At 68.1% G+C, this 24,190-nt stretch carries 15 protein-coding genes and 1 pseudogene; 5 read left to right on the top strand and 11 right to left on the bottom strand.

Features of this window, described 5'->3' with window-relative positions; translation table 11 throughout:
- Genes HMPREF3113_RS10930 through HMPREF3113_RS10920 form a run of 3 tightly spaced genes read right to left on the bottom strand, consistent with a single transcriptional unit; the run spans position 1 to position 4,862 of the window.
- On the bottom strand, positions 1-2,316 hold the full coding sequence (locus HMPREF3113_RS10930) for an ATP-binding protein (protein ID WP_083298772.1): 2,316 nt from the start codon (positions 2,314-2,316) through the stop codon (positions 1-3).
- Positions 2,317-2,318: 2 nt separating this feature from the next.
- Positions 2,319-4,178: an EAL domain-containing protein gene (locus HMPREF3113_RS10925; RefSeq protein WP_070426107.1), complete on the bottom strand. Its 1,860-nt coding sequence runs from the start codon at positions 4,176-4,178 to the stop codon at positions 2,319-2,321.
- Between the two features lie 57 nt (positions 4,179-4,235).
- Positions 4,236-4,862, bottom strand: a complete 627-nt coding sequence (locus HMPREF3113_RS10920) for a DUF4126 domain-containing protein (protein WP_070472299.1) — start codon at positions 4,860-4,862, stop codon at positions 4,236-4,238.
- A gap of 181 nt (positions 4,863-5,043) precedes the next feature.
- On the opposite strand from HMPREF3113_RS10920, the gene HMPREF3113_RS10915 reads away from it, so the two are divergent.
- The 5 genes and pseudogenes from HMPREF3113_RS10915 (at position 5,044) to ampE (ending at position 8,692) form a co-directional block, all read left to right on the top strand.
- On the top strand, positions 5,044-5,793 hold the full coding sequence (locus HMPREF3113_RS10915; RefSeq protein WP_019185325.1) for a DUF6776 family protein: 750 nt from the start codon (positions 5,044-5,046) through the stop codon (positions 5,791-5,793).
- 4 nt (positions 5,794-5,797) lie between these two features.
- Positions 5,798-6,163: pseudogene (locus HMPREF3113_RS10910) on the top strand (polymer-forming cytoskeletal protein); the annotation flags it as partial.
- 150 nt (positions 6,164-6,313) lie between these two features.
- Complete coding sequence (gene erpA, locus HMPREF3113_RS10905) at positions 6,314-6,703, top strand: iron-sulfur cluster insertion protein ErpA (protein ID WP_019185327.1); 390 nt, start codon at positions 6,314-6,316, stop codon at positions 6,701-6,703.
- 69 nt (positions 6,704-6,772) lie between these two features.
- Positions 6,773-7,678 (top strand): NAD(+) diphosphatase, encoded by a 906-nt coding sequence (gene nudC / locus HMPREF3113_RS10900; RefSeq protein WP_070472296.1) that lies wholly within the window; start codon positions 6,773-6,775, stop codon positions 7,676-7,678.
- A 120-nt stretch (positions 7,679-7,798) separates the two neighbouring features.
- Positions 7,799-8,692 carry a regulatory signaling modulator protein AmpE gene (gene ampE / locus HMPREF3113_RS10895; RefSeq protein ID WP_070472292.1) on the top strand — a complete coding sequence of 298 codons (894 nt, stop codon included), beginning with the start codon at positions 7,799-7,801 and terminating at the stop codon, positions 8,690-8,692.
- Positions 8,693-8,701: 9 nt separating this feature from the next.
- Here ampE and HMPREF3113_RS10890 read toward each other — a convergent pair whose 3' ends face one another.
- From HMPREF3113_RS10890 to HMPREF3113_RS10855, 8 genes are all read right to left on the bottom strand, one after another.
- Complete coding sequence (locus tag HMPREF3113_RS10890) at positions 8,702-9,121, bottom strand: DUF2752 domain-containing protein (RefSeq protein WP_070472290.1); 420 nt, start codon at positions 9,119-9,121, stop codon at positions 8,702-8,704.
- On the bottom strand, positions 9,121-9,480 hold the full coding sequence (locus HMPREF3113_RS10885) for a CD225/dispanin family protein (protein ID WP_019185331.1): 360 nt from the start codon (positions 9,478-9,480) through the stop codon (positions 9,121-9,123). The genes HMPREF3113_RS10890 and HMPREF3113_RS10885 overlap by 1 nt, the downstream gene beginning before the upstream one ends.
- Positions 9,481-9,694: 214 nt before the next feature.
- A complete protein-coding gene (locus HMPREF3113_RS10880; RefSeq protein WP_070472287.1) occupies positions 9,695-11,584 on the bottom strand; it encodes an MFS transporter in 1,890 nt (629 codons plus the stop codon).
- Positions 11,585-11,700: 116 nt separating this feature from the next.
- Positions 11,701-13,878, bottom strand: a complete 2,178-nt coding sequence (gene yccS, locus HMPREF3113_RS10875; protein ID WP_070426101.1) for a YccS family putative transporter — start codon at positions 13,876-13,878, stop codon at positions 11,701-11,703.
- 146 nt (positions 13,879-14,024) lie between these two features.
- Entirely contained in the window at positions 14,025-16,094 is a 2,070-nt protein-coding gene (locus HMPREF3113_RS10870; RefSeq protein ID WP_070472276.1) for a TonB-dependent siderophore receptor, read from the bottom strand.
- A 243-nt stretch (positions 16,095-16,337) separates the two neighbouring features.
- On the bottom strand, positions 16,338-19,463 hold the full coding sequence (locus HMPREF3113_RS10865) for an efflux RND transporter permease subunit (RefSeq protein WP_070472273.1): 3,126 nt from the start codon (positions 19,461-19,463) through the stop codon (positions 16,338-16,340).
- 34 nt (positions 19,464-19,497) lie between these two features.
- Positions 19,498-22,737, bottom strand: coding sequence for an efflux RND transporter permease subunit (locus tag HMPREF3113_RS10860; RefSeq protein ID WP_070472270.1), 3,240 nt, complete (start codon positions 22,735-22,737; stop codon positions 19,498-19,500).
- Between the two features lie 88 nt (positions 22,738-22,825).
- Positions 22,826-24,064: an efflux RND transporter periplasmic adaptor subunit gene (locus HMPREF3113_RS10855; protein WP_070472267.1), complete on the bottom strand. Its 1,239-nt coding sequence runs from the start codon at positions 24,062-24,064 to the stop codon at positions 22,826-22,828.
- Positions 24,065-24,190 lie beyond the last annotated feature (126 nt).

The following is a 24,190-nucleotide window of genomic DNA, read 5'->3' as shown; positions in this document are numbered from 1 at the left end:
TCAGCCCTGCAACGGGGCGCGCAGGCGGGCGTGATAGCCGCCCAGCGCGATCCGTGTACGCGCGAACTCGGCGATCAACAGCGCCACCGCGACCGCGGGGCGCTCCAGCGTGCCGGCGCGGGCATCGTGCTCGATCCGCCAGGCCGCTGCCGACAAGGCCATCGCACCCACATTCGCACTGGCGGATTTGAGGCTGTGCGCCAACGCGCGCAGCTGGTCCAGATCCGCGGCGACCGAGGCGTCCTGCAGCTGCCGGATCAACGGTGGCGTGTCATCCAGGAACACGCCGATGATGCGCGCGGTGTCGGCGCCGATCACCTCCAGCAGTTCATCCAGCACCTCCTGATCGAGCACCGGGGCCGGTGACTCGTCGCGGGTTGGCGAAGCGGCGGGCGGAGCCGGCGCGTGCTGAGGCAGGGACGGTGGCTGCACTGCCGGGTCATCGGCCATCGCACTGCCCCAGCGCGCCAGTACGGCCTGCAGCGTTTCGCGGTTGATCGGCTTAGACAGGTAGTCATCCATGCCGGCCTGCAGGCAGCGCTCGCGGTCGCCGGCCATCGCGTTGGCGGTCATCGCCACGATCGGCAGGCGCGCCGTGCCCAGTGCAGCCTCGTGCGCGCGCCAGCGGCGGGTGGTGTCGTAGCCATCCAGCACCGGCATCTGGCAATCCATCAACACCACATCGAATGGTCGCGCGTGCAGCGCCGCGAGCGCCTGCTCGCCCTGCGTGGCGGGCTCCACCTCGCAGCCCAATACCTGCAGCAGGCGTTGGGCGACCAGCAGGTTCACGCTGTTGTCCTCCACCAGCAGCACGCGCAATGGGAACTGCGGCAGGGCCATGGGCGAGCCGGCGTACTCCACCTCGGCCAGCAGCGCGGCCGGCCGGGCGCTGGCGACCACCGGCCTCAGCAGTGCATGCAGCTCGCTGTCTGCAACCTGCCGCGGCAGCGCCGGTCCCGGGCCGAGGGCCTCCGGCGCGGGTGCCTCCTCGCCGTACAGCCACAACAGCTGCGCTCCGGCATGCCGCTCGTTGCCGACCAGCGCCTTCTGCAGCGCCTGGGTGCCGTGACGCAGGCCGTCAGTGTCGGCGATGACCCAGGCCAGCACCGGGTCGATGCCGGGGCGCTGCGGCGCGCGCAGGGCGTCGATCGCTTCGGCGGCGGTCTCCACCGTGTGCAGGCGCAGGTCATGGTGCTGGGCCACGCGCTCGATGCGCTGGGCCAGCAACGCATCGCGCGTGATCAGCAGGGCGCGGCGCACGGTGCCGATGGCGGGCAGGTCGCCGATCACCTTGAGCAGCGGGATCTCGAACCAGAACGTGGCGCCCCGCCCGGGCGTGGAATGCACGCCGATGCGGCCGTGCATGAGATCGATGATGCGCTTGCAGATCGCCAGCCCCAGGCCGGTGCCGCCATACAGGCGCGTGGTCGAGGCATCGGCCTGGCTGAAGGACTGGAACAGGCGCGCCTGCAGGGCGTCATCGATGCCGATGCCGCTGTCGGCGATCTCGAACCGCAGCTGGTGCTGTGCGTTGGTCTCGCCCTGGCGCTGCACGCGCAGCCGGATCTGGCCGCGCTCGGTGAACTTGATCGCGTTGACCAGCAGGTTGCTGAGCACCTGGCGCAGCCGCACCGGATCGCCGCGAACCGACAGCCGCACCGCCGGGTCCAGCTCGAGCGACAGCTGCAGGCCCTTGGGATCGGCGGCACGCTGCATGAGCTGCACCAGTCCTTCCAGCAGCTCGCGCAGGTTGAACGTGGTGATCTCCAGGTTCAGGCCCCTGGCTTCGAGCCGCGAGTAATCGAGGATGTCATCGACGATGCGAAGCAGCTGCTGCGAGCTGGTTGCGGCGGTCTGCAGCATCTGCCGCTGGTCGCTGCCGAGCTGGCCGCGCGCGATCAGGTCCAGCATCGGCAGGATGCCGTTGAGCGGCGTGCGGATCTCATGGCTCATCGTGGCCAGGAACTCACCCTTGGCCAGCGCCGCGGCTTCGGCGGCCTGCTTGGCGCTGAGCAGTTCCTGTTCGAGCTGGTTCTGCTGCTGCCGGCGTTGTTGAAGGTGATCGCGCTCCAGCAGCAGCGACTCGCTGCGCTGCTGCAGGGTGTGGAGCTGATCCTGCGTCTCCCGCCAGCGGCGCACCACCTGCAGCGCAGCCAGCAGCGCCAGCACGGCGGTGCCCGCGGCGATGTCGATCCAGGGGCCATTGGCGCCGATCCGTGCCATCACGCCGGCGGTCGCGCAGGCCGCGGCCGACCCGGCGGCGATCCACAGCGAGGCCGGGGTGGGCGAGGGGGCTGGCCGTCCGTGGCGTCCCATGCTCAGAGCACCGAGTTCTGGAAGTCGAAGTTCAGTTCGCTGCCGGCGGACTGGACCATGTTGCCCTGGATGAAATCAACGCCGCTGATCCACATCGCGGCCGCGGCCTGCGGATCTTCGATCTGCTGGCCGATGATGCGCAGCCCGGCGCGGTGCGCCCGGTCGATCGCTGCGCGCAGTTCGTCGCGGGTCTGCTGGTTGGCATGGCTGTTGGAGAAGCGCGCGGCCATGCGCACATACGCCAGCGGCAGCTGCGCCATCAAGGCGTTGGCCTCATCGCCCGGCTCGAACTGGCTCAGGCAGAAGCGCACGCCGGCTGCATGCATGCGCGTGCAGAACTGCTGCAGGGTGACGGTGTGGATCAGGGCATCAGGCAGGCGCACGTCGATGACCAGCGCGCTGCCGTCGATCTGGCGGCTGGCCAGCGACTCCAGCAGCCAATCGCCGAACGCATCGCGGGCCAGCGTGCGCAGCGACTGCGAGACGAACAGGTGCAGCGGTTGTGCGGCGTGGCGATACAGATCCAGCAGGCCCAGTGCGTGGTCGAGCACCTGCTGGTCAAGATCGGCGATGCGCCCGGCCGCTTCGGCCGCCGGAATCACCTGGCCGGCGGCCAGCACGCTGCCATCGGCCTGGCGCAGCCGCAGCAGCACCTGGTACTGCGCGGTGTTGCCGCCGGCGACGGCGACGATGGGTTGATAGGCCAGTTCCAGTTGCCCTTCCAGCAACGCAAGATGTTCCTGTGCGGCCACATCTTCGCGACGCACATAGGCGGCCACGCCGGCGGTCAGCAGGCGCGCCTGCAGCGTCGTGCGTTCGACCGCTTCCAGCGCGCTGCCCGCATCGGAGAAGCCCGGGGAGAGCTGGGCATGGCCGACCACGCCGCGCAGGTGCACCGATTCGTCATCGCGGATCACGAACGCGCGCGTGGACAACTGTTCGCGTAGCGCGTGCGCCATCGTATCCAGCGTGTCCTCGTCGGCATCGCGGGCCAGGACCAGGAAGCTGTTGTCGTTCAAGCGCGCCAGCAGGTGCGGTTGCGCTGCATCGGCCAGGCGTTGGCCGGCCTGGGTCATCAGCCGTTCGAAGGCGGCATAGCCATAGCGTTCGCGCAGGCCGAGCGCACTGGCGATCTCGATGAAGAACAGGCCGCCGCGATCGCGGTGCGCGAGCGAGGTGCCCAGCTCCTGCATCACGTGATGGCGGGTGGGCAGGCCGGTCTCGGGATTGTTCATCGCCGGCGCACCCGCGTTGCCCGCCTGCGAGGCGGCCTGCGCACGGGCGCGGCGGATCCGGTTGGAGACGGCCGCGATCAGGTGGCGTGGGCGGATCGGCTTGCTGAGGAAATCATCGGCACCGCTGTCGAGTACCTCGAACTGGCGCTCCGGATCCGGGTCGCCACTGAGGAACACGATCGGCAGCAGCTGCTGGCCAGGCTGCTGGCGGATCAACGCGGTCAGGCGCATGCCGTCCAGGCCGGGCAGGTGCAGGTCCATCAGGATCAGGTCGGGGCGATGCTCGGCGATGGCCTGCTGCACGCCTTCGGCATCGCCGTGCACCAGCGCCTGCATGCCGGCGCCGTGCAGCACGCTCTGTGCGAACAGCGCCTGCGAGCGGTCGTCTTCGACGATCAGGACGCGGTACGGCGAATCGATGCCTGGCGGCACCAGGTCGCTGGCATCGGTGGTCATTGGCGGCAGCAACGGCGGCGGGCTGGCCGGCACGGGATTGAGCGCGACGACATTGCTGTGCGGCAACGCGGCGGGCGTGGCCTGGCGTTGCCAGCGCTGCCAGTGCTCGGCCGGCGGCGTTTCAGCGCGCACGGCGCGGGCGGGTGCAACAACGTTGTCGTGAACGGCCATCCGTACTCCCAGTCTGCGCCGCAATTATGCGATGAACGCCCGGAGGCAGGGCGCGCCTTACCGGGGCAGGGTGCCCGGTTTCACCTGCGTCTGCCCACTGTCGGCCTGGCGCATCAGCCAGCGCATCCCCTTCCACAGCGTCCGCCAGATCATCCACACGATCAACGCGCCGATCAGGCTGCACGCCACCACCAGGATCAGCGCCAGCCACGGGTGCGCCAGTGCGAGCGCCAGCCCGCCGACCACCACGGTGTCTTCGGCCGCCGAGGCGACCCAGTTGCTGGCCGGTTCGGGCGAGGTGTTGAGCAGGGCACGGGTGCCGGACTTCAGCCCGTGGCTGGCCAGCGCCACGCCGGCCCCGGCCACCAGGGCGGTACCGCTGAGTTCACCGCTGGGCGAGAGCGTGGCCGCGGCCAGGAACGCACCCGCCGGTACCCGGGCGAGGGTCTGGATCAGGTCCCAGACCGAATCGACCCCGGGGATCTTGTCGGCGAAGAACTCGGCGATGGCCAGCGCGGCCGAGGTGCCCAGCACCCACCACGATTCGGTGGCCTGCAGCGCGGGCGGCAGGTCGACCCAGCCGAGCAGGCCGGCCAGCCCCACGCCGAACACGGTCAGGTACACGCGGATACCGGCCAGCCAGGCCAGCAGGATGCCGATCACGAACAGGTGGGCTTCGGTCATGGCACGCGCTCCGGTGGCAGAATGTGCACAGGCGCACACTATCGTGGATGACGTCCATGAACGCTACTGCCCGGATCCCGAGCCTGCGCGGACAAGGCCTTTTCCCTGACTTACACTAGCCCGTCGTTCCAGACAGGGGCCGTTGCGACAGCGCCGGCAGGCGCGGTCGCCCAGGACTGCCATGAATAAGCCCACACCTTCCCGCATCCAGATCCGTCGGCCGGGCACGCCGCCCGTGCAGGACCGCAAGCGCCTGCTGGTGCTGGGCGGTGCCTGGCTGCTGTCGCTGATCCTGGCCGCGCTGCTCGGCGCCTGGCTGGGCTCACCCGGCGGCGACGTCGGCACCCAGCTCAAGGCCGCCGAGACCCGCAACGAGCGCCTCCAGCAGCAGCTCATCGAACTGCAGCAGCGCCAAGCGACCCTGCAGGCCTCCGACCGCATCAGCCGTGCTGCCAATACCGAGGTCCAGGCCTCGCTGGGTGAGCGCGATGAAGAGATCGCCGGCCTGCGCGCCGACGTGGCCTTCTACGAGCGCCTGGTCGGGGCGACCAGCCAGCGCAAGGGCCTGAACACCCATTCGGTGGAGTTTTCGCCGGAAACCGGCGGCACCTGGCAATACGCCGTGGTGCTGACCCAGAACCTGAACCGGGGGGCGATCAGCCAGGGGCAGATGCGCTTCACCGTGGAAGGCGTCAAGGACGGCAAGCTGACCTCGGTCAGCTGGGACGAGCTGCACCAGCGCACCAAGGTACCGGGCCAGGACTATTCCTTCCGGTACTTCCAGCAGCTCACCGGCAGCGTGATGCTGCCCCAAGGCTTCACCCCGCAACGTGTGCGGGTCACGCTGGGATCGGGCGCGGGGGGCGCCACCCAGGTATTCGATTGGAAACAGGCCGGGGCACCGGCGGCATCGGCAAAAGAAGGGGAGTAAGCCCATGTTTGGCAGCAACAAGTCCAACCGCGACGGACATCTGGTCGTGGACGCGCTGATCGGCGCGCAGGTGGTGATCCGCGGGGACGTGGAATTCAGCGGTGGCCTGTATGTGGAAGGCACCATCCTGGGCAAGGTGATTGCCCAGGACGGCGCCAGCAACGCCACCCTGACGGTGGCCGAGCACGGCGCCATCGAGGGCGAGATCCGCGCCCAGGTGGTGGTCATCAGCGGCCGCCTGGATGGGGATGTACATGCCACCGAGCGGGTCGAACTGACCCCCAGCGCCCGGGTCACCGGCAACATCCACTACCAGGTGGTGGAAATGCACGCCGGTGCCCAGCTGACCGGCCGCCTGATCCACACCTCGGCGCAGATGGCCCTGCCGCCGCCGTCCGGGGATGCGGACGAGGGCAAGGGCAAGGACACCGCCGCCCGCAGGAAGCTGGCCGAGGCGATGGCCTGAATCGCGCCGGCGCCACACCTTGAAACCGTGCTCATGCAGCCCCATGCTGGGGGCATGAGCACGCTTGTTTCCCTGCCCGGCGCACCCGCCGCCGCGCCGAACTACCAGTCCCTGGACCGTCCGCTGAACTTCACCGAGGCCGCTGCGGCCAAGGTCAAGGAGCTGATCCAGGATGAGGGCAACGCTGCCCTCGCCCTGCGCGTCTACATCGAAGGCGGTGGCTGTTCCGGCTTCCAGTACGGGTTCGAGTTCGATGAGAACCGGGCCGAGGACGATCTGGCGGTGGATACCGCCGGCGTCACCCTGCTGGTGGATCCGCTGAGCCTGCAGTACCTGATGGGCGCCGAGGTGGATTACACCGAGAGCCTGACCGGCGCGCAGTTCGTGATCCGCAATCCGAACGCGAAGACCACCTGCGGCTGCGGCAGCAGTTTCAGCATGTGATGCGCGCGCAACCGGCCTGAGGGTCGGTTGCCGCTTGCCAGTCCCGCCGAATGTGGGCAGGCTCTTGCGATGTCCAAATTCTCTTCGCAGCTTTCCGGTTTCGCCTTCGTCAGCGAGCCGTTGGAGCGCGCCGATACCCTGCGCGATGACGCCGATGCGTTGTTGCGGCTGTGGCCGGACGCGCGCGTATTGGTGCTCGACCAGGACGGTACCGCACTGGCGGGCAACGACGGCCAGCCCCTGCCACTGACCGGCGCCGAGCTGGGCGGTGGCCCGGGTACCGCGATCTTCCTCGGCCTGCGCGGCGAGCAGGCGTGGTTCTCGATGGAGGCCGCCGGCCTGTCGGTGACGGCCCCGCAGCGGGTCGACCTGCGGCAGTCCGCCGCGACCTGGTCCATCGCCGATTCCACCGCCTTCTGTTACGCACGCGGCATGTCCTACTGGCAGTCGCGCACCCGTTTCTGCGGCGTGTGTGGCGGCGCGGTGACCTTCAGCCGTGGCGGCTTCGTCGGACGCTGCGGCCAGTGCGCAACCGAACATTACCCGCGGGTGGATCCGGCCGTGATCGTGGCCGTGGAAAACCAGGGCCGGCTGCTGCTGGGCCGGCAGGCCAACTGGGCCCCGCGTCGCTATTCGGTGCTGGCCGGCTTCGTCGAGCCCGGTGAATCGCTGGAGCAGACCGTGGTCCGTGAGGTGTTCGAGGAAAGCCGGGTGCGCGTGCGCGAGTGCCGCTACCTGGGGACCCAGCCATGGCCGTTCCCCGGCGCGCTGATGCTCGGCTTCGCCGCCACGGCCGAAGACGACGTGCCGACCGTGAACGGCGAGCTGGAAGATGCCCGCTGGTTCACCGCCCAGGACGTGGGCGCTGCCCTGGCCCGGGATGTCGAGGACGACGGCGAAGGCATCCGCCTGTCCCCGCCGATCTCGATCTCGCGCAGCCTGATCGAGCACTGGTACCGCCAGCAGGTCGCCTGACCGTCGCCTGCCGTTGCCGCAGGCTGAACACGCGGCGCGTTACATTACCTACGGCCCGGGGAATTGCCGGGCCGCAAGGCATAGTAGCGGCGCGTTCCACGTCCCGAGCCGGAGGCTTACATGTTCACCACCCTGGTCGCCGTGCTGGTTGCCTTGGCCCTGGGCCATGTCGCGCCGGGCGCGGCCGTCGCGCTGCGGCGTTTCGGCCTCTACCGGCGCTGGCTGCAGTGGCTGGACCGGCATGCCGCCGAAGACGGCGCCTGGCGCGGACGCAAGGGTGCCTGGCTGGCGGTGCTGCCGTTCGTCGTGGTGCTGGGCCTGATCCAGTGGCTCTTCGATGATCGGGTGTACGGCCTGCCGTCACTGCTGCTGGGCGTGCTGGTGCTGGTGATGTGCTGGGGCCCGCGCGACCTGGACCGTGATGTCGAGGCGGTGATCGATGCCGATGACGCCCATGCGCGTCATCTGGCGATCGCGCAGCTGCAGTCCGCCGGTGGCAGCCTGCACGAAGACGTCCCCTCGCTCGTCGAAGCAACGGTGCTCAACGCGCTGCGGCGCTGGTTCGCGGTGCTGTTCTGGTTCCTGCTGCTGGGTCCGGTCGGCGCGCTGCTGTATCGCCTGCTGGCGTTGCTGGCGGTCGGCCCGATGCGCTCGCTGGCCAGCGTGGAAGCGGTCGCCGGTGCACGCGTGGTGCTGTCCTGGCTGGAATGGCCGGTGGCGCAGCTGATGTCGCTGTCGATGGCGCTGGTCGGCAACTTCGATACGGCGTTCAAGGCGTGGCGCGAGGCGCATGGCAACCAGTGGGCCACCTCCACGCACTTCCTTGGCGCGGTCGCGCGGGCAAGCGTCAGTGCCGAGCTGCGCGAGGATGCGCACGATTACAGCGATGCGGGCATGGTGCCGGTATGGCGTCGGCTGCCGGAACTGCGCGATGCGATGAGCCTGGTGTGGCGCATGCTGCTGTTGTGGATGGCAGTACTGGCGTTGCTGGTCATCGCCGGCTGGGTGACCTAGCGGTTCAGCTCAGCCCGGCGCCAACCAGGTGAACGGCACCCACGGCAGGTTGCGTGCGATCCAGTAGGCCGGCAGCAGGATCAGCCAGAACGCCGGTTTCATCAACAGCGTGATCAGCGGCTGCAGCACGCGTGGGCGCCAGCCCAGTGCCCAGCCGATCACCAGCGGGGCGATGGCCAGCATCAGCATCGCCAGGGGATTCATCGAGAACGCGGCGACCACATCGCCGTGGGCCAGCGCGTGCAGTGCACGCGTCAGCCCGCAGCCGATGCAGTAGTACCCGGTAACGGCCAGGAAGCTGCACGGCGGGAACGGACTGCTGGCGCTGTTGGGGTCGTAGTGCCGCAGCACCCAGAACCCCGCGCCGGCGGCCAAGGCGGCCGGCGGCAGGGCCGCCAGCAACCAGCGCTTGCCGTGCAGCGCGATCATCAGCTGGCGCTTTCGATCTGCTGCTGGAACTGCTGCATCTGCTGCATGTAACCGTCAACGCCCATGAAGGCCAGCGAGATCACGAACAGCACGACGCCGGCGATCAGGAAACCGGTGGTGACCCACGCCCAGATCTTGGCGTTCTTGGAGGCACGACGTGCGCCTTCCAGGTCGCCCTGGTTGAGCAGGCCGTTGACCTTGCTGGCGAACACGATCGCGACCACGCCGGTGACGATGCCCGGGAAGCTCAGGCACGACAGGCAGCACACGAAGAACGCCAGGATGGTGACGACGATCGACCAGATCAGGTGGTTCGGAATGCTGCCCGGGGCGGGCGGCAGGGGGGCGGTGGCATTCATCAGCGAAGCTCCATTTGCTTGGGTGGGTGTGTACGGGATGGATCCGGGGCGAACAACACACGCGATGAGGCACGATCGGCAACAGGTGACACGACGGCAATGTCCGGCATCGAGCGTCCGCCCGCGCCGGCCAGCGCGGGCGAGGTGCCCCGGGCGGTAATCTAACCGATGTACCCGCGTCCATGTATACGGTTACATGCAGGCAGGGCGGGACTCACGCCTGGTCAGCCCGCAGCTGCCGCACCTGTGTCTCCAGCATCGGGGCCGTGGCGACCTCGCCGGCGATCGGTGCGGAGGCGACCACCTCGACATGCGCGCGGAAGCGACGGGGCACGCGCATGCGGCCCAGGCGCGTGTCGCGCCGGCTCCACATGCTCGACCACATGCCGCGCAGAGCCATCGGCACCACCGGCACCGGGCGACGCTCGAGAATCTTCTCCACGCCCGATTTGAATGCCCCCATCTGCCCATCGCGGGTCAACGCGCCCTCGGGGAAGATGCACACCAGCTCGCCCTCGGCCAGCGCTTTGTCCACCTCATCGAACGCGGCCTGCATCAGTGCGGGATCCTCGCGTGCGCCGGCGATCGGGATCGCCTTGGCGGTGCGGAAGATCCAGCGCATCACCGGGATGTTGAAGATCTTGTAGTACATGACGAAGCGCACCGGACGCGGGATCGTGGCCGACAGGATCAGCGCGTCCATGTAGCTCACGTGGTTGCACACGATCAGCGCCGCGCCCTCGTCCGGCACGTTGGCTTCGATGCCGTGCGGGCGCAGCCGGTACAGCGCCCGCACCATCACCCAGCTGAGGAAGCGCATCAGGAATTCGGGGACGATCGTGAAGATGTAGATCGACACCACGGCGTTGGCGATCGCCAGCGCCAGGAACAGCTGCGGAATGGTCCAGTCCAGCACGCGCTGGGTGAGCAGGCCCAGGCCGGCGGCCAGGACGATGAAGCCCGCGTTCTGGATGTTGAGCGCGGCGAACACGCGCGACATCTCCGACTTGGCCGTGCGGCTCTGGATCAGCGCGAACAGCGGCACCACGAAGAAGCCGGTGAACAGGCCGATGCCGATCAGGTCGATGATGATGCGCACGCTGCCGGGCGCCTGTACGAACTGCCAGATCGACAGCCCGGCGGCGGCGGCTTCCCCGGCACGTGCGAAGTACAGGTCGAGCATGAAGGCGGTCATGCCGAACGCGCCCAGCGGCACCAGGCCGATTTCCACGGTGCGCCCGGACAGCTTCTCGCACAGCAGCGAGCCGGTGCCGGTGCCGAGCGAGAACAGCGCCAGCGCGAAGATGTACAGCGTGGAGCCACCGCCTAGATTGATTTCGGCGTAGGTGGGCAGCTGCGAGGTCAGCATGGTGCCGACGAACCAGAACCAGGACACGCCGAGGATCGCGTTGCGCACCGCCTTCTGCTTCTTGGCCATGCGCAGCACCGCCAGCGACTCGGGCAGCGGGTTCCAGTTGATCTTCAGGTCCGGTGCGCCGGCATCGACCTTCGGGATCATCCGCGCGGTGAGGTTGCCGGCCACGGCCAGCACGATCACCGCGGTCGCGGCGACGATCGGGCCATGGCTGCCCGCCAGGGTGAAGATCAGACCGCCAGCGATCATGCCGGTCAGGATCGACAGCGAGGTACCCATCTCGACCAGGCCGTTGCCGCCGGTCAGCTCCTCGGGCTTGAGGATGGAGGGCAACACCGAGTACTTCACCGGCCCGAACAGGGTGGACTGCATGCCGGTGCAGAACAGCGCGACCAGCAGCACCGGCATGCTCTCGGTCAGGAAGCCGACCGCGGCCAGCGACATGATCGCGATCTCCATGGTCGTGGTGATCACGATCAGCCGCGACTTCTCCAGCTTCTCCGCGATCTGCCCGGCCAGCGCCGAGAACAGGAAGTACGGCAGGATGAAGATTGCCGGTGCCAGGTTGGTGTACAGCGAGCGCTCTTCGATCGGCGTGCCGAGGAAGAACAGCAGCGCGATGATCGCCTGGCGGTAGACGTTGTCGTTGAACGCGCCCAGCGACTGGACGATGAAAAACGGCAGGAAACGGCGTTGCCTGAGCAGGGCGAACTGACTATGGCCGGACATGGAGACTCCTTGCGAACCGGCGCAGCCTAGCATTCTCCCTGTTGGCGCAGCATGGCAGCGCCGCGGTACGGTGCAGGCAGCCCCGTTCAACATCCGTATCGACCACCGGTCGATACCTACCGCAGCGTGCGCGCGGCCTCGTTGGCGGCACCGCGCAGCTTGGGCAGCAGGCGCAGCATCAGGCCCATCTGGGTCCGGATCAGCTGCAGCTGGGGCGGCATGTCGTCCGGGATCTGCTCCAGCTGTTCGGCCAGGGCGCGGTCGCCGTCGTTGGCGTCCTCGGCCACCGGCTCGCGCTGCTGCAGCGCGCTGGCGATCTGCTGCATCGCCTGCTCCACGCGTTCCCCGCCGGACAGGGCGAGTGGGTCCTGGCCGTAGCTGTCCAGCTGGGTGCGGTGCGCACCCAGCGCGGAGAGATGGCCGAGCAGCGTGTTGGACAACGCCAGGAAGCGGAACCCCGCATCCAGGTTGCGGCGTACGTGGCCCGGCTCGCGCAGCATGTTCGACAGGGCCGTGGACAGCGCCGCATCGGCGTTGTGCATGTCGCGCCGTGCGATGCGGTAGGCCAGATCGTCCCGCATGCCACTGCCGTACTGGCCGAGCACGGCGTGCAGGTACCTGGCGCAGTTGTCGAGCACCCGCGCCATCACCAGATTCAGGCGGCGGCCCTGCCAGTCGGGCAGGATCAGGAAGGCGGCCGCCGCGGCGATCGCACAGCCCAGCAGCGTATCCACCAGCCGTGGCCAGATCAGCAGGAAGCCATCGCCGATCAGGTTGAAGCAGGTCAGCGCCATCACCGTGATCGCCGCCGAGGCCACCAGGTAGCGATCGCTGCGGGTGAAGAAGAACAGCAGCGCCGAAAGCAGGGCGATCAGCAGCTCGATGCGCAGGTCCTGGAACAACTGCATCAGCGCCCAGGTCAGCACCAGGCCGATCAGGGTGCCGGCGATCCGCTGCGCCAGCCGCTGGCGGGTGGCACCGAAGTGCGGGCGGCAGACGAACACGATGGTCAGCAGCACCCAGGAGCCGTTCTGGGCGTTGAACAGGCGGATCGCCGCGAAGCCGACGATCAGCGCCAGCGCCATGCGCAGGCCATGCCGGAACAGCACCGAGCCGGGGGTGAGCTGCTGGCGGATACGCACGCCCATCTCGCGCAGGGTGTGCGGGTTGGTATCGCGCAGGCGCGTATCGACGTTGTCCAGCGTGGACTCGGACTTCTCGGCTTCGGACAGGCGGCGTTCGATGCTCTGCAGGTTGTGGCCCAGCAGTTCCAGCGAGGCCAGCAGGCGCTGCCACTGGGGATTGTGCTGGGCGCGCAGCCAGCTCAGTGAATCGGTGAGGTCGGCGGTGGCCTGCTTGGTGCGCTCGCCGTACTGGAACGGCTGGCGCAGGCGGATCGCCTGGCCCAGGTTGGCGCAGGCCTCACCCTGCAGCGCGAGCAGGCGCTGGCAGCGGTACAGCACGTCGCTGTGGAAGAACGCTTCGGTCAGCGCGCCATAGGGGTAGTGCGAGGAGCTGGCGCGCTCGTGGAAGTCCTGGGCCATGTAGTACAGGCGCAGGTACAGGCCGGACTGCACGCCGGGCCGACCGGAGCGGCCAAAGCGCGCCAGGATCGCGGTCTTGGCGATGTTGAGGGCTTCAACCACGCGCCGGTTCTGCTCGGCCAGGGCGAGCTGGCGCTTCTGCACGTCGGCATCGCGGACCGGTTCGAACAGATCGGCCTTGAGCTTGAGGTAGCGGCCCAGCTCCAGATACAGGCGTGCCACGCGCTCGCGCACGGGGCGATTGGCGAACAACGCCGTCCACAGAATCGAGAGCAGGGCGTACCAGACCGCGCCGGCCAGCAGGTGGCTCACGGCATTGATCGCCTGGGGCAGATCGGCGGCACCGTGCTGTTCCAGCCCGATCATCGTGTAGATGGCCAGGGTTACCGTGGCCTGCGCGATCGAGGCATAGCGCTCGCCGAGCGCGCCGAGCAGGGTCAGCCCGAAGGTGGCCGCGGCCAGGGCGGTGATGAACCACCACGGATGCGGGAACAGCACCACCACCGCCGCGGCGGCCGCCACGAAGCACAGCAGCGACAGCGCCACCGATTTGATCCGGCCCCACCAGTTGTCGTCGGTCTCGGCGATCGCACTGGCGATGATGCCCAGGAACACGCCGGGCAGGGCGGGCAGCTGGTCCAGGTACCAGCACAGCCCCATGGCCGCCGACAACGCGATGAATACCCGCAGGCCATAGCTGGCCTTTTCATGTGCCCACAGGCGGCTGACGCGGGTTTCGAACGAGGGCATGGCGACTCGGCGGAAGAGAGGCCGCCATTATTGCCGGTGCGGAGTGAAGGGGACACCTCTACCGCCGACGGTAGTGCCGGCCGTTGGCCGGCTCCCGACAATGCCGAGGAGCCGGCCAGCGGTCGGCACTACCTGTGTGCTTCCGGTTACATGTCCCAGCGCACGCTTACCGCGAAGGTGCGCGGCAGGCCGACGCCTGCGTTGGACCAGTACTTCTTGTTGGCCAGGTTCTCCACGCCGGCGCGCCAGGTGACGGGATGGCCGGCGGCCTGCATCCGGTAGCCGACACCGGCGTTGACCAGCGTGTAGTCGGGCAGCTTGAGCGTGTTGTCGGCGTCGTAATAGACGTCACCGTAGTAACGGGCCAGTGCATACACGCTCAGGCCCTCGACCTGCGGGACGCTGTAGTCGGCGTGCAGGACGCCCTGCCAGCGGGCGGCGCCGGCGGTGCGGTTGCCTTCCTGGGCGACGCTGTCGGGGGAGAGCTTGTCGTAGGTGGGGTCCAGCCAGGTCACGCCGCCACCGAGCGTGAAGGCATCGGTCAGGCGTACGTCGCCGCTGACTTCCACGCCTTCGTACAGCGTGATGCCGTCCTGCACCAGCAGCTTGCCGGCGGGCGTGAGCAGGTCGATGTTCGCGCCACGCTCCAGCCGGAAGGCGGCGGCATTGGCGCTCCAGCGCGGGTACTCGATCTTGGCGCCGATCTCGTACTGCTTGCTGATGGTCGGGTCGAGCACGTCACCGGCGTTGATGTAATCGCTGCCCACGCGGCTGCCGGCTTCCAGCGATTCCACGTAGCTGGCATACAGCGTCACTGCGTCGGCCGGCTTGTACATCAGGGCGTAGGTCGGGGTGACCGGATAGGTGTGGTACGCACCCTTGTTCTCGAAGTCGTTGTAGCGCGCGCCGGCCAGCAGCGACCAGCCATCGGCGAAGCTGACGGTATCGCTGACAAACGCCGCCTGCTGCACCGTTTCGCTGCCGCGGCTGAGCACGCGCGAGCCGACCGCGTCATGACGCAGTGTCGGGCGCTGGTAGAGGTTGCCGCGGCCGATGGTGTTCCACTCGTAGGGACGGTCCCAGCCCAGCCCGGTCTGGTGGGAGACGCCGGCGACCACCTGGTGCGACAGCGGGCCGGTCTGGAAGCGGCCCTGCACGATCGCCTGGGCCAGCTTCCACTCACTCTTGCCGCCGAGCTCGTAGGTGTTGACGTTGTAATCGCCGTTGACGTCATCGATATAGGCGAAGATCTTGTTGACGTCGTTCCATGAGGTGGTCACGCCATAGCTCAGGCTGGCCTTCCAGTCATTGTTGATCTGCCAGTTCAACGCCGTGGAGAGCAGGCTGGAACGGGTGTCGTAGTAGCTGCCATCGATGCTGTTGTCGATGTCGCCCGCGAGCGGGCGCGGCAGCTCTGTCAGGCCGATGAAGTAATACTGCGGCGACTCGTTGCTGAGATCGCGCGACTGGAACACGCCATCGAAGGTCCAGGTCAGCCGGTCGGTCAGGCGTGCATCCAGCGACAGGGCGCCGACCTTGCGGTTCACCTCCCCGCCGTTGAAGGTTTCACCTTTCTCCTGGTACGCGTTGAAGCGGTAGCCGAACATGTCCTCGTTGCCGAAGCGTCCGCCCACATCGAGCTGCCCACTGACGATGCCCGCCTCGCGCCAGCCCAGCTGTGCCGACAGCGTGGTGACCTCGGTCGGCTTCTTGGTGACGTAGTTGACGATGCCGCCGGGCTGGCCGAAGCCGTACATGAAGCCGCCGGGACCTTTGAGCAGTTCCACCTGTTCCATCACTTCCAGCGGCCACTCGGTGCCCCACGAGGACACCTGCAGGCCGTTGACGCGGTAGCTGTCGTAGCTGAGATCGATGCCGCGGTTGCGGATCGGCGAACTCCAGCCGCTGGCGTAGGCGCTGACCTGGGTGACCACCGAAGGATCGGTGAGGAAGGCTTCGCCCAGCGAGACCACCTGGCGCTTTTCGATGTCCTCGCGGCCGACGACCGAGATCGCAAACGGGGTATCGCGCACGGCGCGGTCGCCCAGGGCGCCGGTATCGGTGTGGGTACGTTCGGCGGTGACCTTGATCGCATCCAGGTCGGTGGCCGAGCGCGCCCGCGCGGTGCCGTCCGGTACGGACTGGGCATGGGCGGCGCAGGCCAGCGACAGCGCAACGGCCAACGTGGCCAGGCGGGGCAGGGAGGACGACAGCATCGATGGGTTCCTTGGCGGACAGCACAACGCCGTCCGCGATCTACAGAGGGCGGGGGAGGGTCGATGGCTGGATCGCGCAGGCTGGCCGGGAACCGGCAGCGGGGGCATCGCAGTGGGCGACGCAGGACCGTGGCTGGATGAGAATTGTTGTCGTTTTGTTACGTCGCGTCAAACCGGTGCGCACCGGCCGGGGGTACCGACAGGGGCGCACCGACCAACGGTCGGTACCTACCGATGCAATGCCTACCGCGCGGCGGCGGCCCGCTTCAACGCGCGCTTCTCACGGCGCCGCGCCCGGCGGGCCACCCAGCGCTCGCGCAGGCACGAGAAGATCACGTATAGCGCGGGCGTGCTGAGCAGGGTCAGGCTCTGCGAGAACAGCAGGCCGCCGATCATCGCGATGCCGAGCGGGCGGCGCAGTTCGGAGCCTTCGCCCAGACCGATGGCCAGCGGTACCGCAGCCAGGATCGCCACCATGCTGGTCATCATGATCGGGCGGAAGCGCACGATGCTGGCTTCGCGGGCGGCTTCCAGCGGTGTCTTGCCATGCTCGCGCTGCGCCACCACCGCGAAGTCGATCATCATGATCGCGTTCTTCTTGACGATGCCGATCAGCAGCACCAGCGCGATCATCGAGATCACCGACAGTTCGGTGTTGGTGCCGTACAGCGCCAGCAGCGCGCCGACGCCTGCCGCCGGCAGCGTGGAGAGGATGGTGACCGGGGGGATCAGGCTCTCGTACAGCATGCCCAGCACCAGGTACACGGTGATGATCGCCGCCATCACCAGGATCAGCATCGCCATCGGGTCCGAATCGAAGCCGAACCCGGCGTCGTCGGCCAGGCGGATGTCGCCGGGCATGCGCATGCCGTTGACGGTGCTGTCGATGATGGCCTTGGCCTCGCCCATGCTGGTGCCGGGGGCGAGGTTGTAGCTAAGGTCCATCGTGGTGTACTGGTTCTCGTGGGTGATCTGCGACGGTGCCAGCCCCGGTACCTGTTCGGCCACCGCGGTGATCGGCACCATCTCGCCATTGCCGGCGCGTACGTAGATCTGGTCCAGCGCGCCGGGTGTCGCGGTCTGCTCCGGCAGGGCGTTGACCACCACGCTGTACTGGTTGATGTCCGAGTAGATCGTGGAGATCTGGCGCTGGCCGAAGGCGCCGTACAGCGCGCCGTCGATGGCACCGACCGACACGCCCAGGCGGGCGGCCTTGGCCCGGTCGATCACGATGTTCTGGCGCAGGCCGGCGGCGTCCACGTCGGTGCCGACGTCGGCCAGCTTCGGGTTCTTCTTCAGCGCGGCCTGCAGCTTGGGCAGCCACTCCTGCAGCTGGGCCAGGTCGTTGCCCTGCAGCGAGACACGGTACTGCGCGCCCTGGCTGGCACCACCGCCGTCATTGCTGGGCAGATCCTGGATGGCGCGCAGGCGCAGCTGCAGGTCGGGGTAGCGATCGGCCTTGGCGCTGAGGCGGGCCAAGGCCTGGGCGGTGGTCTCGCGGCGGCCGTCCTTGCGCGACTTCAGTTCAACATTGAACTGCGCGCTCGAGCCCTGGCGGCCACTGCCCAGGCGCACGCCCACGGTCTTCACCGCCGGGTCGGCCATCAGCATGTCGGTGATGCGGCGCTGGCGGTTGACCATGTCTTCGAACGAGACCGTGGCGCTGGAATTCGCGCGGCCCCAGATCAGGCCGGTGTCCTGGGGCGGGAACGCGCCCTTCTTGACCGCACCGAACAGGAACACCGTCGCGCCGATCAGCAGCAGCGGGGTCAGCGACAGCAGCAGCGCGTGGCGCAGCGAGAAATCCAGCAGCTTCACGTAGATCCGCAGCATGCGGTCGTGGCCGGCATCGAGCAGGCGGCCGAAACGGCTCGGCGCACCGGCGTCGGCATGTGCGCTCAGGAAGCGGCTGCACAGCGCCGGGGTCAGCGTCAGCGAGATGATCATCGAGACCACGATGGCCGCCACCAGGGTGACGGTGAACTCGCGGAAGAACGCGCCCATCATGCCTTCGGCGAACAGCAGCGGAATGAACACCGCCACCAGTGAGGCGGTGATCGAGACGATGGTGAAGCCGATCTCGCGCGCGCCAGTGAGGGCGGCCTGCATGCGCGGCATGCCTTCGTCGAGGTGGCGCATGATGTTCTCGATCACCACGATCGCATCGTCGACCACGAAGCCGATCGCGATCACCAGCGCCAGCAGGCTCAGGTTGTTCAGGGTGAAGCCCAGCACGTACATCACCAGCGCCGCGCCGGCCAGTGAAAGCGGCACGGTCACCGCCGCGATCAGGGTCGGGGCCAGCCGGCGCAGGAACAGCGCCATGGTCAGCACCACCATGGCCAGCGCGATCAGCAGGGTGATCTGCACTTCATGCAGCGACGAGCGGATGGTCGGGGTGCGGTCGAAATACGGGGTGAGCGTGGTACCCGGTTCGAGGTAGTCGCGCAGGGTCGGGATCTGCGCCTTCACCCGGTCCACGGTTTCCACGATGTTGGCGCCGGCGCGGGTGAACACGTACATCACCACCGCCGGTTTGTGGTTGAACCACGCGGCCTGGTAAGCGTCCTGCTGCCCGTCGTAGACGTTGGCGATGTCCTGCAGGCGGATCACGCGGCCATCGTCGGCGGTCTTGATCACCAGCTGGGCGAAATCAGCGGCGCGCGCCACCGAGTCGTTGGCGATGATCGCGGTGGTGGTGTTGCCATCGGTGAGGAAGCCGGTCGGCGAGGTCACGTTGGCCGCGCGTACCGCATTGCGCAGGTCATCGGCGGTCAGGCCGAGGGCATTCATCAGGCGCAGGTTGACGTCCACCCGCACGGCCGGCGTGGAGGCGCCGGCGATATCCACCGAGGAAACGCCGGTGATCTGGCGCAGGCGCTGGGCCAGCAGTGAATCGGCCACGTTGTAGAGGTCGTCGGCCGACTGCGTTTCGGAGGTCAGTGCGATCGCGATGACCGGGTCGTCGTTCGGGTTCGCCTTCTGGAACATCGGCGTGCCCAGCCCGGCGGGCAGGTCGGACTGGGCGGAGTTGATCGCGGTCTGCACGTCCAGCGCGGCCGAGTCGATGTCGCGGTCGCTCTGGAAGATCATGAAGACCAGCGAGCTGCCTTCGGAGCTGGACGAGCGCATGCGGTCGATGCCGGGCAGCTGGCCGAGGTGGCGCTCCAGCGGCGCGGTCACCGTGGAGGCCATCGTCGTGGCGTCCGCGCCTGCCTGGTTGGCGTGCACGAAGATCACCGGGATCTGGATGTTCGGCAGTGCCGACACGCCCAGCTGCAGGTAGCAGATCACGCCCACCACGAACAGGCCGATGGCCAGCAGGGCGGTGCCGATCGGGCGGCGGATGAACGGGCCGGAGATGTTCATCGAACGCCTCCGCAGCGGTCTGCGGTGCTCATCATCACGCCTGCGGCTCCTGCACCGGGCCATGGCCGTGACGCAGCGCGCGCTGTTCGCGGCGCTGGCGCAGGCGCTCGGAGAAGCGCTCCATGTACAGGTAGATCACCGGGGTGGTGTACAGCGTGACCAGCTGCGAGAGCAGCAGGCCGCCGACGATGGCGATGCCCAGCGGGCGGCGCAGCTCCGAGCCGATGCCGGTGCCCAGCGCCAGCGGCAATGCACCGAGCATCGCCGCAGCGGTGGTCATCATGATCGGGCGGAAGCGCAGCAGGCAGGCGCGGCGGATCGCTTCATGTGCGTTGGCCCCGGTGCGGCGCGCCTCGATCGCGAAGTCGACCATCATGATGCCGTTCTTCTTGACGATGCCGATCAGCAGCACGATGCCGACGATGCCATCCACCGACAGCGGCAACCCGCACACCATCAGTGCCAGCAGTGCGCCGACACCGGCCGGCGGCAGGGTGGAGATGATGGTGAAGGGGTGGATGTAGCTTTCATACAGCACGCCCAGCACGATGTAGATCAGCACCAGCGAGGCCAGCAGCAGCCACACCACGTCGGTCTGGCTGCCGGTGAACTCGGCCGCCTTGCCGATGAACTGCGCATGCACCTGCGAGGGCATGTTCAGGCCGGCCTTGGTTTCCTCGATCGCCTTGACCGCATCGGACAGCGAGTAGCCCGGCGCGATGTTGAACGACACCGTGACCGCCGGCAGCTGTTGCTGGTGGCTGACCACCAGCGGGGTGCTGGTGACCTTGCCTTCGGCCAGCGCGGCCAGCGGAATGATGTTGCCCGCACCGACCGGAATACCGGTGTTCTGCGCGCCGATGCCGGTGGCCGTGGACGAGTTGGACGAGGTGACCTGGCCGAAGTTGGTGGCGTTGCTGCCGGTCAATGCACCGGCCCCGTTGGAGGCCACCGCCAGCTGGTTCATCAGCGCGGTGCTGGTGCGGAATTCCGGCGCCACTTCCAGCACCACGCGGTACTGGTTGAGCTCGGTGAAGATGGTGGAGATCTGGCGCTGGCCGAAGGCGTCGTACAGGGTGTCGTCGATGGTCTGCATCGGCACGCCGAGCACGCTGGCCTTGTCGCGGTCGATGGTCAGTTCCAGCGCGCGGCCCTGGTTGGACAGGTTGTTGTCCACGTCGGCCAGTTCCGGGCGCTGGCGCAGCGCTTCGGTCAGCCGGGTGGCCTGCAGCGCGACCTGCGCGCTGTCCACGTCCGACAGCGAGTACTGGTACTCGGTGGCCGCCACGCGGGTATCCAGGGTGACGTCCTGCACCGGCTTGAGGTACAGCGCCACGCCGGGGATGCCGGCCACGGCCTTCTGCAGGCGCGGCAGGATCTCATCCAGGCCATCGCGGTCGCCGCGCTCCTTGAGCACGATCGACAGCTGGCCCTGGTTGAGCGTGGGGTTCATGGTGCCGGCGCCGATGAAGGCGGACACGCCGGTCACCGCCGGATCGCTGCGCAGGGCTTCGGCCACGGCCTTGGTGCGCTGCTCCATCTGCGGGAAGGCGATGTTCTGGTCGGCCTGGACCACGCCGGTGATCAGGCCGGTGTCCTGTTCGGGCAGCAGGCCCTTGGGGATCACGATGTACAGCACCACGGTCAGCACCAGCGCACCGGCGGCGACGGCCAGGGTCAGCGGCTGGTGATCGAGCACCCAGTCCAGGCTGCGCTCGTACAGGCCGACGGTGCGCGACCACACGGTGGTCTTGCCGGCCGCGGCGGCACGCTCGTGCGCGTCTTCGCCTTCGGGCAGCGCGTCCGGCTTGAGCAGGTAGGCGCACATCATCGGGGTGAGCGTCAGCGAGATCAGCATCGACAGCGTCACCGCGATGCTCAGCACCCAGGCGAACTCATGGAACAGGCGGCCGGTGACGCCGGGCATCAGCAGCAGCGGCAGGAACACCGCCACCAGCGAGATGGTCAGCGAGAGCACCGTGAAGCCGATCTGCTGTGCGCCGATCTCGGCTGCTTCGGGGCCGCTCTTGCCCTGTTCGATGTAACGCACGATGTTCTCGATCATCACGATCGCATCGTCGACCACGAAGCCGGTGGCCACCACCAGCGCCATCAGCGAGAGGTTGTCCAGCGACATGCCGGCGAACGCCATCACCCCGAAGGTGCCGGCCAGCGACAGCGGCACCGCCACCGAGGGAATGATGGTGGCCCACAGGCGGCGCAGGAACACGAAGATCACCGCCACCACCAGGCCGATGGTCAGGATCAGGGTGAACTGCACTTCATGCACCGAGGCGCGGATGGTCTCGGTCCGGTCGTTGAAGATCTCCAGGTGCACGTCGGCCGGCAGCACGTTCTGCAGCTGCGGCAGCAGCGCACGGATGCGCTCGACGGTCTGCACGATGTTGGCACCGGGCTGGCGGCGCACTTCCAGCAGCACCGCCGGCTTGCCATCGGCCCACGCGGCCAGCTGGTCGTTCTCCACGCCATCGACCACGTTGGCGACATCGGACAGGCGCACCGGGCGGCCGTTCTTGTAGCTGATGATGGTGTCGCGGTACTCGGCGGCACTGGTCAGCTGGTCATTGGTGCCGATCGAGTAGGACTGGGTCTTGCCGTTGAGCGAGCCCTTGGGCGCGTTGACGTTGGCCTGGGTCAGCGCGCTGCGCAGGTCTTCCAGGGTCAGGCCCATGTTGGACAGCTGCGCCGGGTTGACCTGGATGCGCACGGCCGGGCGCACGTTGCCGGCGATCGAGACCAGGCCTACGCCCTGCACCTGCGACAGGCGCTGGGCGAGGATGGAGTCGGCGTAATTGTTGACGTCGCGCAGCGGGCGCGTGTCGGAGGTGAGCTTGAGGGTGACGATGGCCGCGTCAGCCGGGTTCACCCGGTTGTAGACCGGCTGGTAGGGCAGCGAGGAGGGCAGGGTGGCCTGGCGGATCGCGGCCTGCACGTCCTGCGCGGCGATGTCGATGTCGCGGTCCATCGAGAACTGCAGGATGATCGTGGACAGCCCCGCCGACGAATCGGAGGTCATGATCTCCAGCCCGGAAATCTGCCCGAACTGGCGCTCCAGCGGCGTGGTCACCAGCGAGGCCATGGTGACCGCGTTGGCGCCGGGGTACTGGGGGGTCACGACCAGGCTGGGCGCATCGATCTCGGGCAGCGCCGACACCGGCAGCTGGCGGTAACCGAGGATGCCGAGCAGCAGCAGGCCTGCCATCAGCAGCGAGGTGGCGATCGGGCGGCGGATGAAAATCGTCGAAAAGCCCACGGGCGGGTCCTTGCTGGTGCGTCGTGCTGCGTTGGATCAGGCGAACGCCGGCGCTTGGGCCGGCGTCAGGTACACAGGGCGGGCGCGATCAGCGCGGACCGCCACCGCGGCGTCCACCGCCACCCTGCTGCTGGGCGGCCTTGAGCTCGGCTTCGGTCGGTGCGGCCGGGGTTTCGCCGGGCTTGAGCGCGGTGACCTTGGCGCCCGGCTTGAGCCGGAACTGGCCTTCGCTCACGACCCGTTCGCCGCCCTTCAGGCCCTCGGTGATCTGCACCTGGCTGTCGCCGACTTCCACGCCGCTCTTGACCGTCTGCATGGCCACGGTGCTGTCCGGCTTGACGATGTAGACGTACTCGCCGTCCGGGCCACGCATCACGGCCTGGGTCGGGATGACGACGCCGCCGGCGATGGTGCGCAGCTGCATGCGGACGTTGACGAACTGGCCCGGCCACAGCGAATTGTCTTCGTTGTCGAACAGGGCGCGCGCGCGGAAGGTGCCGCTGTCGCTGCTGATCTGGTTGTCGACCACGTCCAGCTTGCCGCCATCGGTCAGTACGTGCGCATCGTTGCGGTCCAGCGCGGCGATGGCCACCGCGCCGGCGGCCTGGGCCTGGCGGACGGCGGGCAGCTGACGCTCGGGCAGATTGAACACGACGTGGATCGGGTGGATCTGGGTCAGGGTCACCAGCGCGGTGCCGGCGCTGACGATGTTGCCGGCATCGACCGCACGGATACCGGCGATGCCCGAGATCGGCGCCGTCACGCGGGTGTACTGCAGCTGCACCTGGGCGGCGCGCATGCTGGCTTCGTTGGCCGCCACGGCACTTTCAAACTGGGCCACCTGGTTGCGCTGGGTATCCAGGTCGGTCTTGGCCACGTACTGGCGGTACTCGGCCGAGTTCGAGCGCTGGTAGTTGGAGCGGGCGGTGGCGAGCTGGGCCTGGTTCTGGCGCTTGGCCGCCGCGGCTTCGTCGTAACTGGCCTGCAGGGTGCGCGGATCGATCTGGGCGAGCAGGTCGCCCTTCTTCACTTCCTGGCCTTCCTTGAAGTTCAGGCTGATCAGCTGGCCGCCGACCTGCGGGCTCACGGTGACGGTGTTCATCGCCGCGACCGTGCCCAGTGCGCTTGCATAGACCGGCACGTCCTGGCGCGCTGCCTCGATCACCGTGACCGGCACCGGGCCTGCGTTGGCCGGATCACCGCCCTGCCGCCCTTCGGCTGCCGGACCTGCCGCGTCTCCCTTCTTGCCGCCCATCAGGCGCACACCCACGACGGCAACCACCAGCACTGCGACCACCAGCAGCACGATCTTCCAGAAACGCGACATTCAATAACTCCTGAGGGGGCTGGCGGAGGGCTGGGGCCCCGGTTGGCTAGGCGCAAAGCATACTCGTCGCCCGTGGCCTTTCATGCATGACGGATGGGACGGGCGATCAGACCGGATGTGACGGGT

It is taken from the genome of Stenotrophomonas sp. HMSC10F06 (assembly GCF_001807865.1).
GTDB classification, from domain to species: Bacteria; Pseudomonadota; Gammaproteobacteria; order Xanthomonadales; family Xanthomonadaceae; genus Stenotrophomonas; species Stenotrophomonas bentonitica_A.
The sequence above is the reverse complement of the archived record's forward strand: the minus strand, read 5'-3'. Positions and strand labels throughout refer to the sequence as shown.

Bases quoted from the DNA above. Each gene is read 5' to 3' on its own strand.
- HMPREF3113_RS10915 (WP_019185325.1), top strand. From the start codon at position 5,044: ATGAATAAGCCCACACCTTCCCGCATCCAGATCCGTCGGCCGGGCACG.
- HMPREF3113_RS10920 (WP_070472299.1), bottom strand. From the start codon at position 4,862: ATGACCGAAGCCCACCTGTTCGTGATCGGCATCCTGCTGGCCTGGCTG.
- erpA (WP_019185327.1), top strand. From the start codon at position 6,314: ATGAGCACGCTTGTTTCCCTGCCCGGCGCACCCGCCGCCGCGCCGAAC.
- HMPREF3113_RS10925 (WP_070426107.1), bottom strand. From the start codon at position 4,178: ATGGCCGTTCACGACAACGTTGTTGCACCCGCCCGCGCCGTGCGCGCT.
- HMPREF3113_RS10930 (WP_083298772.1), bottom strand. From the start codon at position 2,316: ATGGGACGCCACGGACGGCCAGCCCCCTCGCCCACCCCGGCCTCGCTG.
- yccS (WP_070426101.1), bottom strand. From the start codon at position 13,878: ATGCCCTCGTTCGAAACCCGCGTCAGCCGCCTGTGGGCACATGAAAAG.
- HMPREF3113_RS10855 (WP_070472267.1), bottom strand. From the start codon at position 24,064: ATGTCGCGTTTCTGGAAGATCGTGCTGCTGGTGGTCGCAGTGCTGGTG.
- HMPREF3113_RS10880 (WP_070472287.1), bottom strand. From the start codon at position 11,584: ATGTCCGGCCATAGTCAGTTCGCCCTGCTCAGGCAACGCCGTTTCCTG.
- HMPREF3113_RS10890 (WP_070472290.1), bottom strand. From the start codon at position 9,121: ATGATCGCGCTGCACGGCAAGCGCTGGTTGCTGGCGGCCCTGCCGCCG.
- nudC (WP_070472296.1), top strand. From the start codon at position 6,773: ATGTCCAAATTCTCTTCGCAGCTTTCCGGTTTCGCCTTCGTCAGCGAG.
- HMPREF3113_RS10865 (WP_070472273.1), bottom strand. From the start codon at position 19,463: ATGAACATCTCCGGCCCGTTCATCCGCCGCCCGATCGGCACCGCCCTG.
- HMPREF3113_RS10870 (WP_070472276.1), bottom strand. From the start codon at position 16,094: ATGCTGTCGTCCTCCCTGCCCCGCCTGGCCACGTTGGCCGTTGCGCTG.
- ampE (WP_070472292.1), top strand. From the start codon at position 7,799: ATGTTCACCACCCTGGTCGCCGTGCTGGTTGCCTTGGCCCTGGGCCAT.
- HMPREF3113_RS10885 (WP_019185331.1), bottom strand. From the start codon at position 9,480: ATGAATGCCACCGCCCCCCTGCCGCCCGCCCCGGGCAGCATTCCGAAC.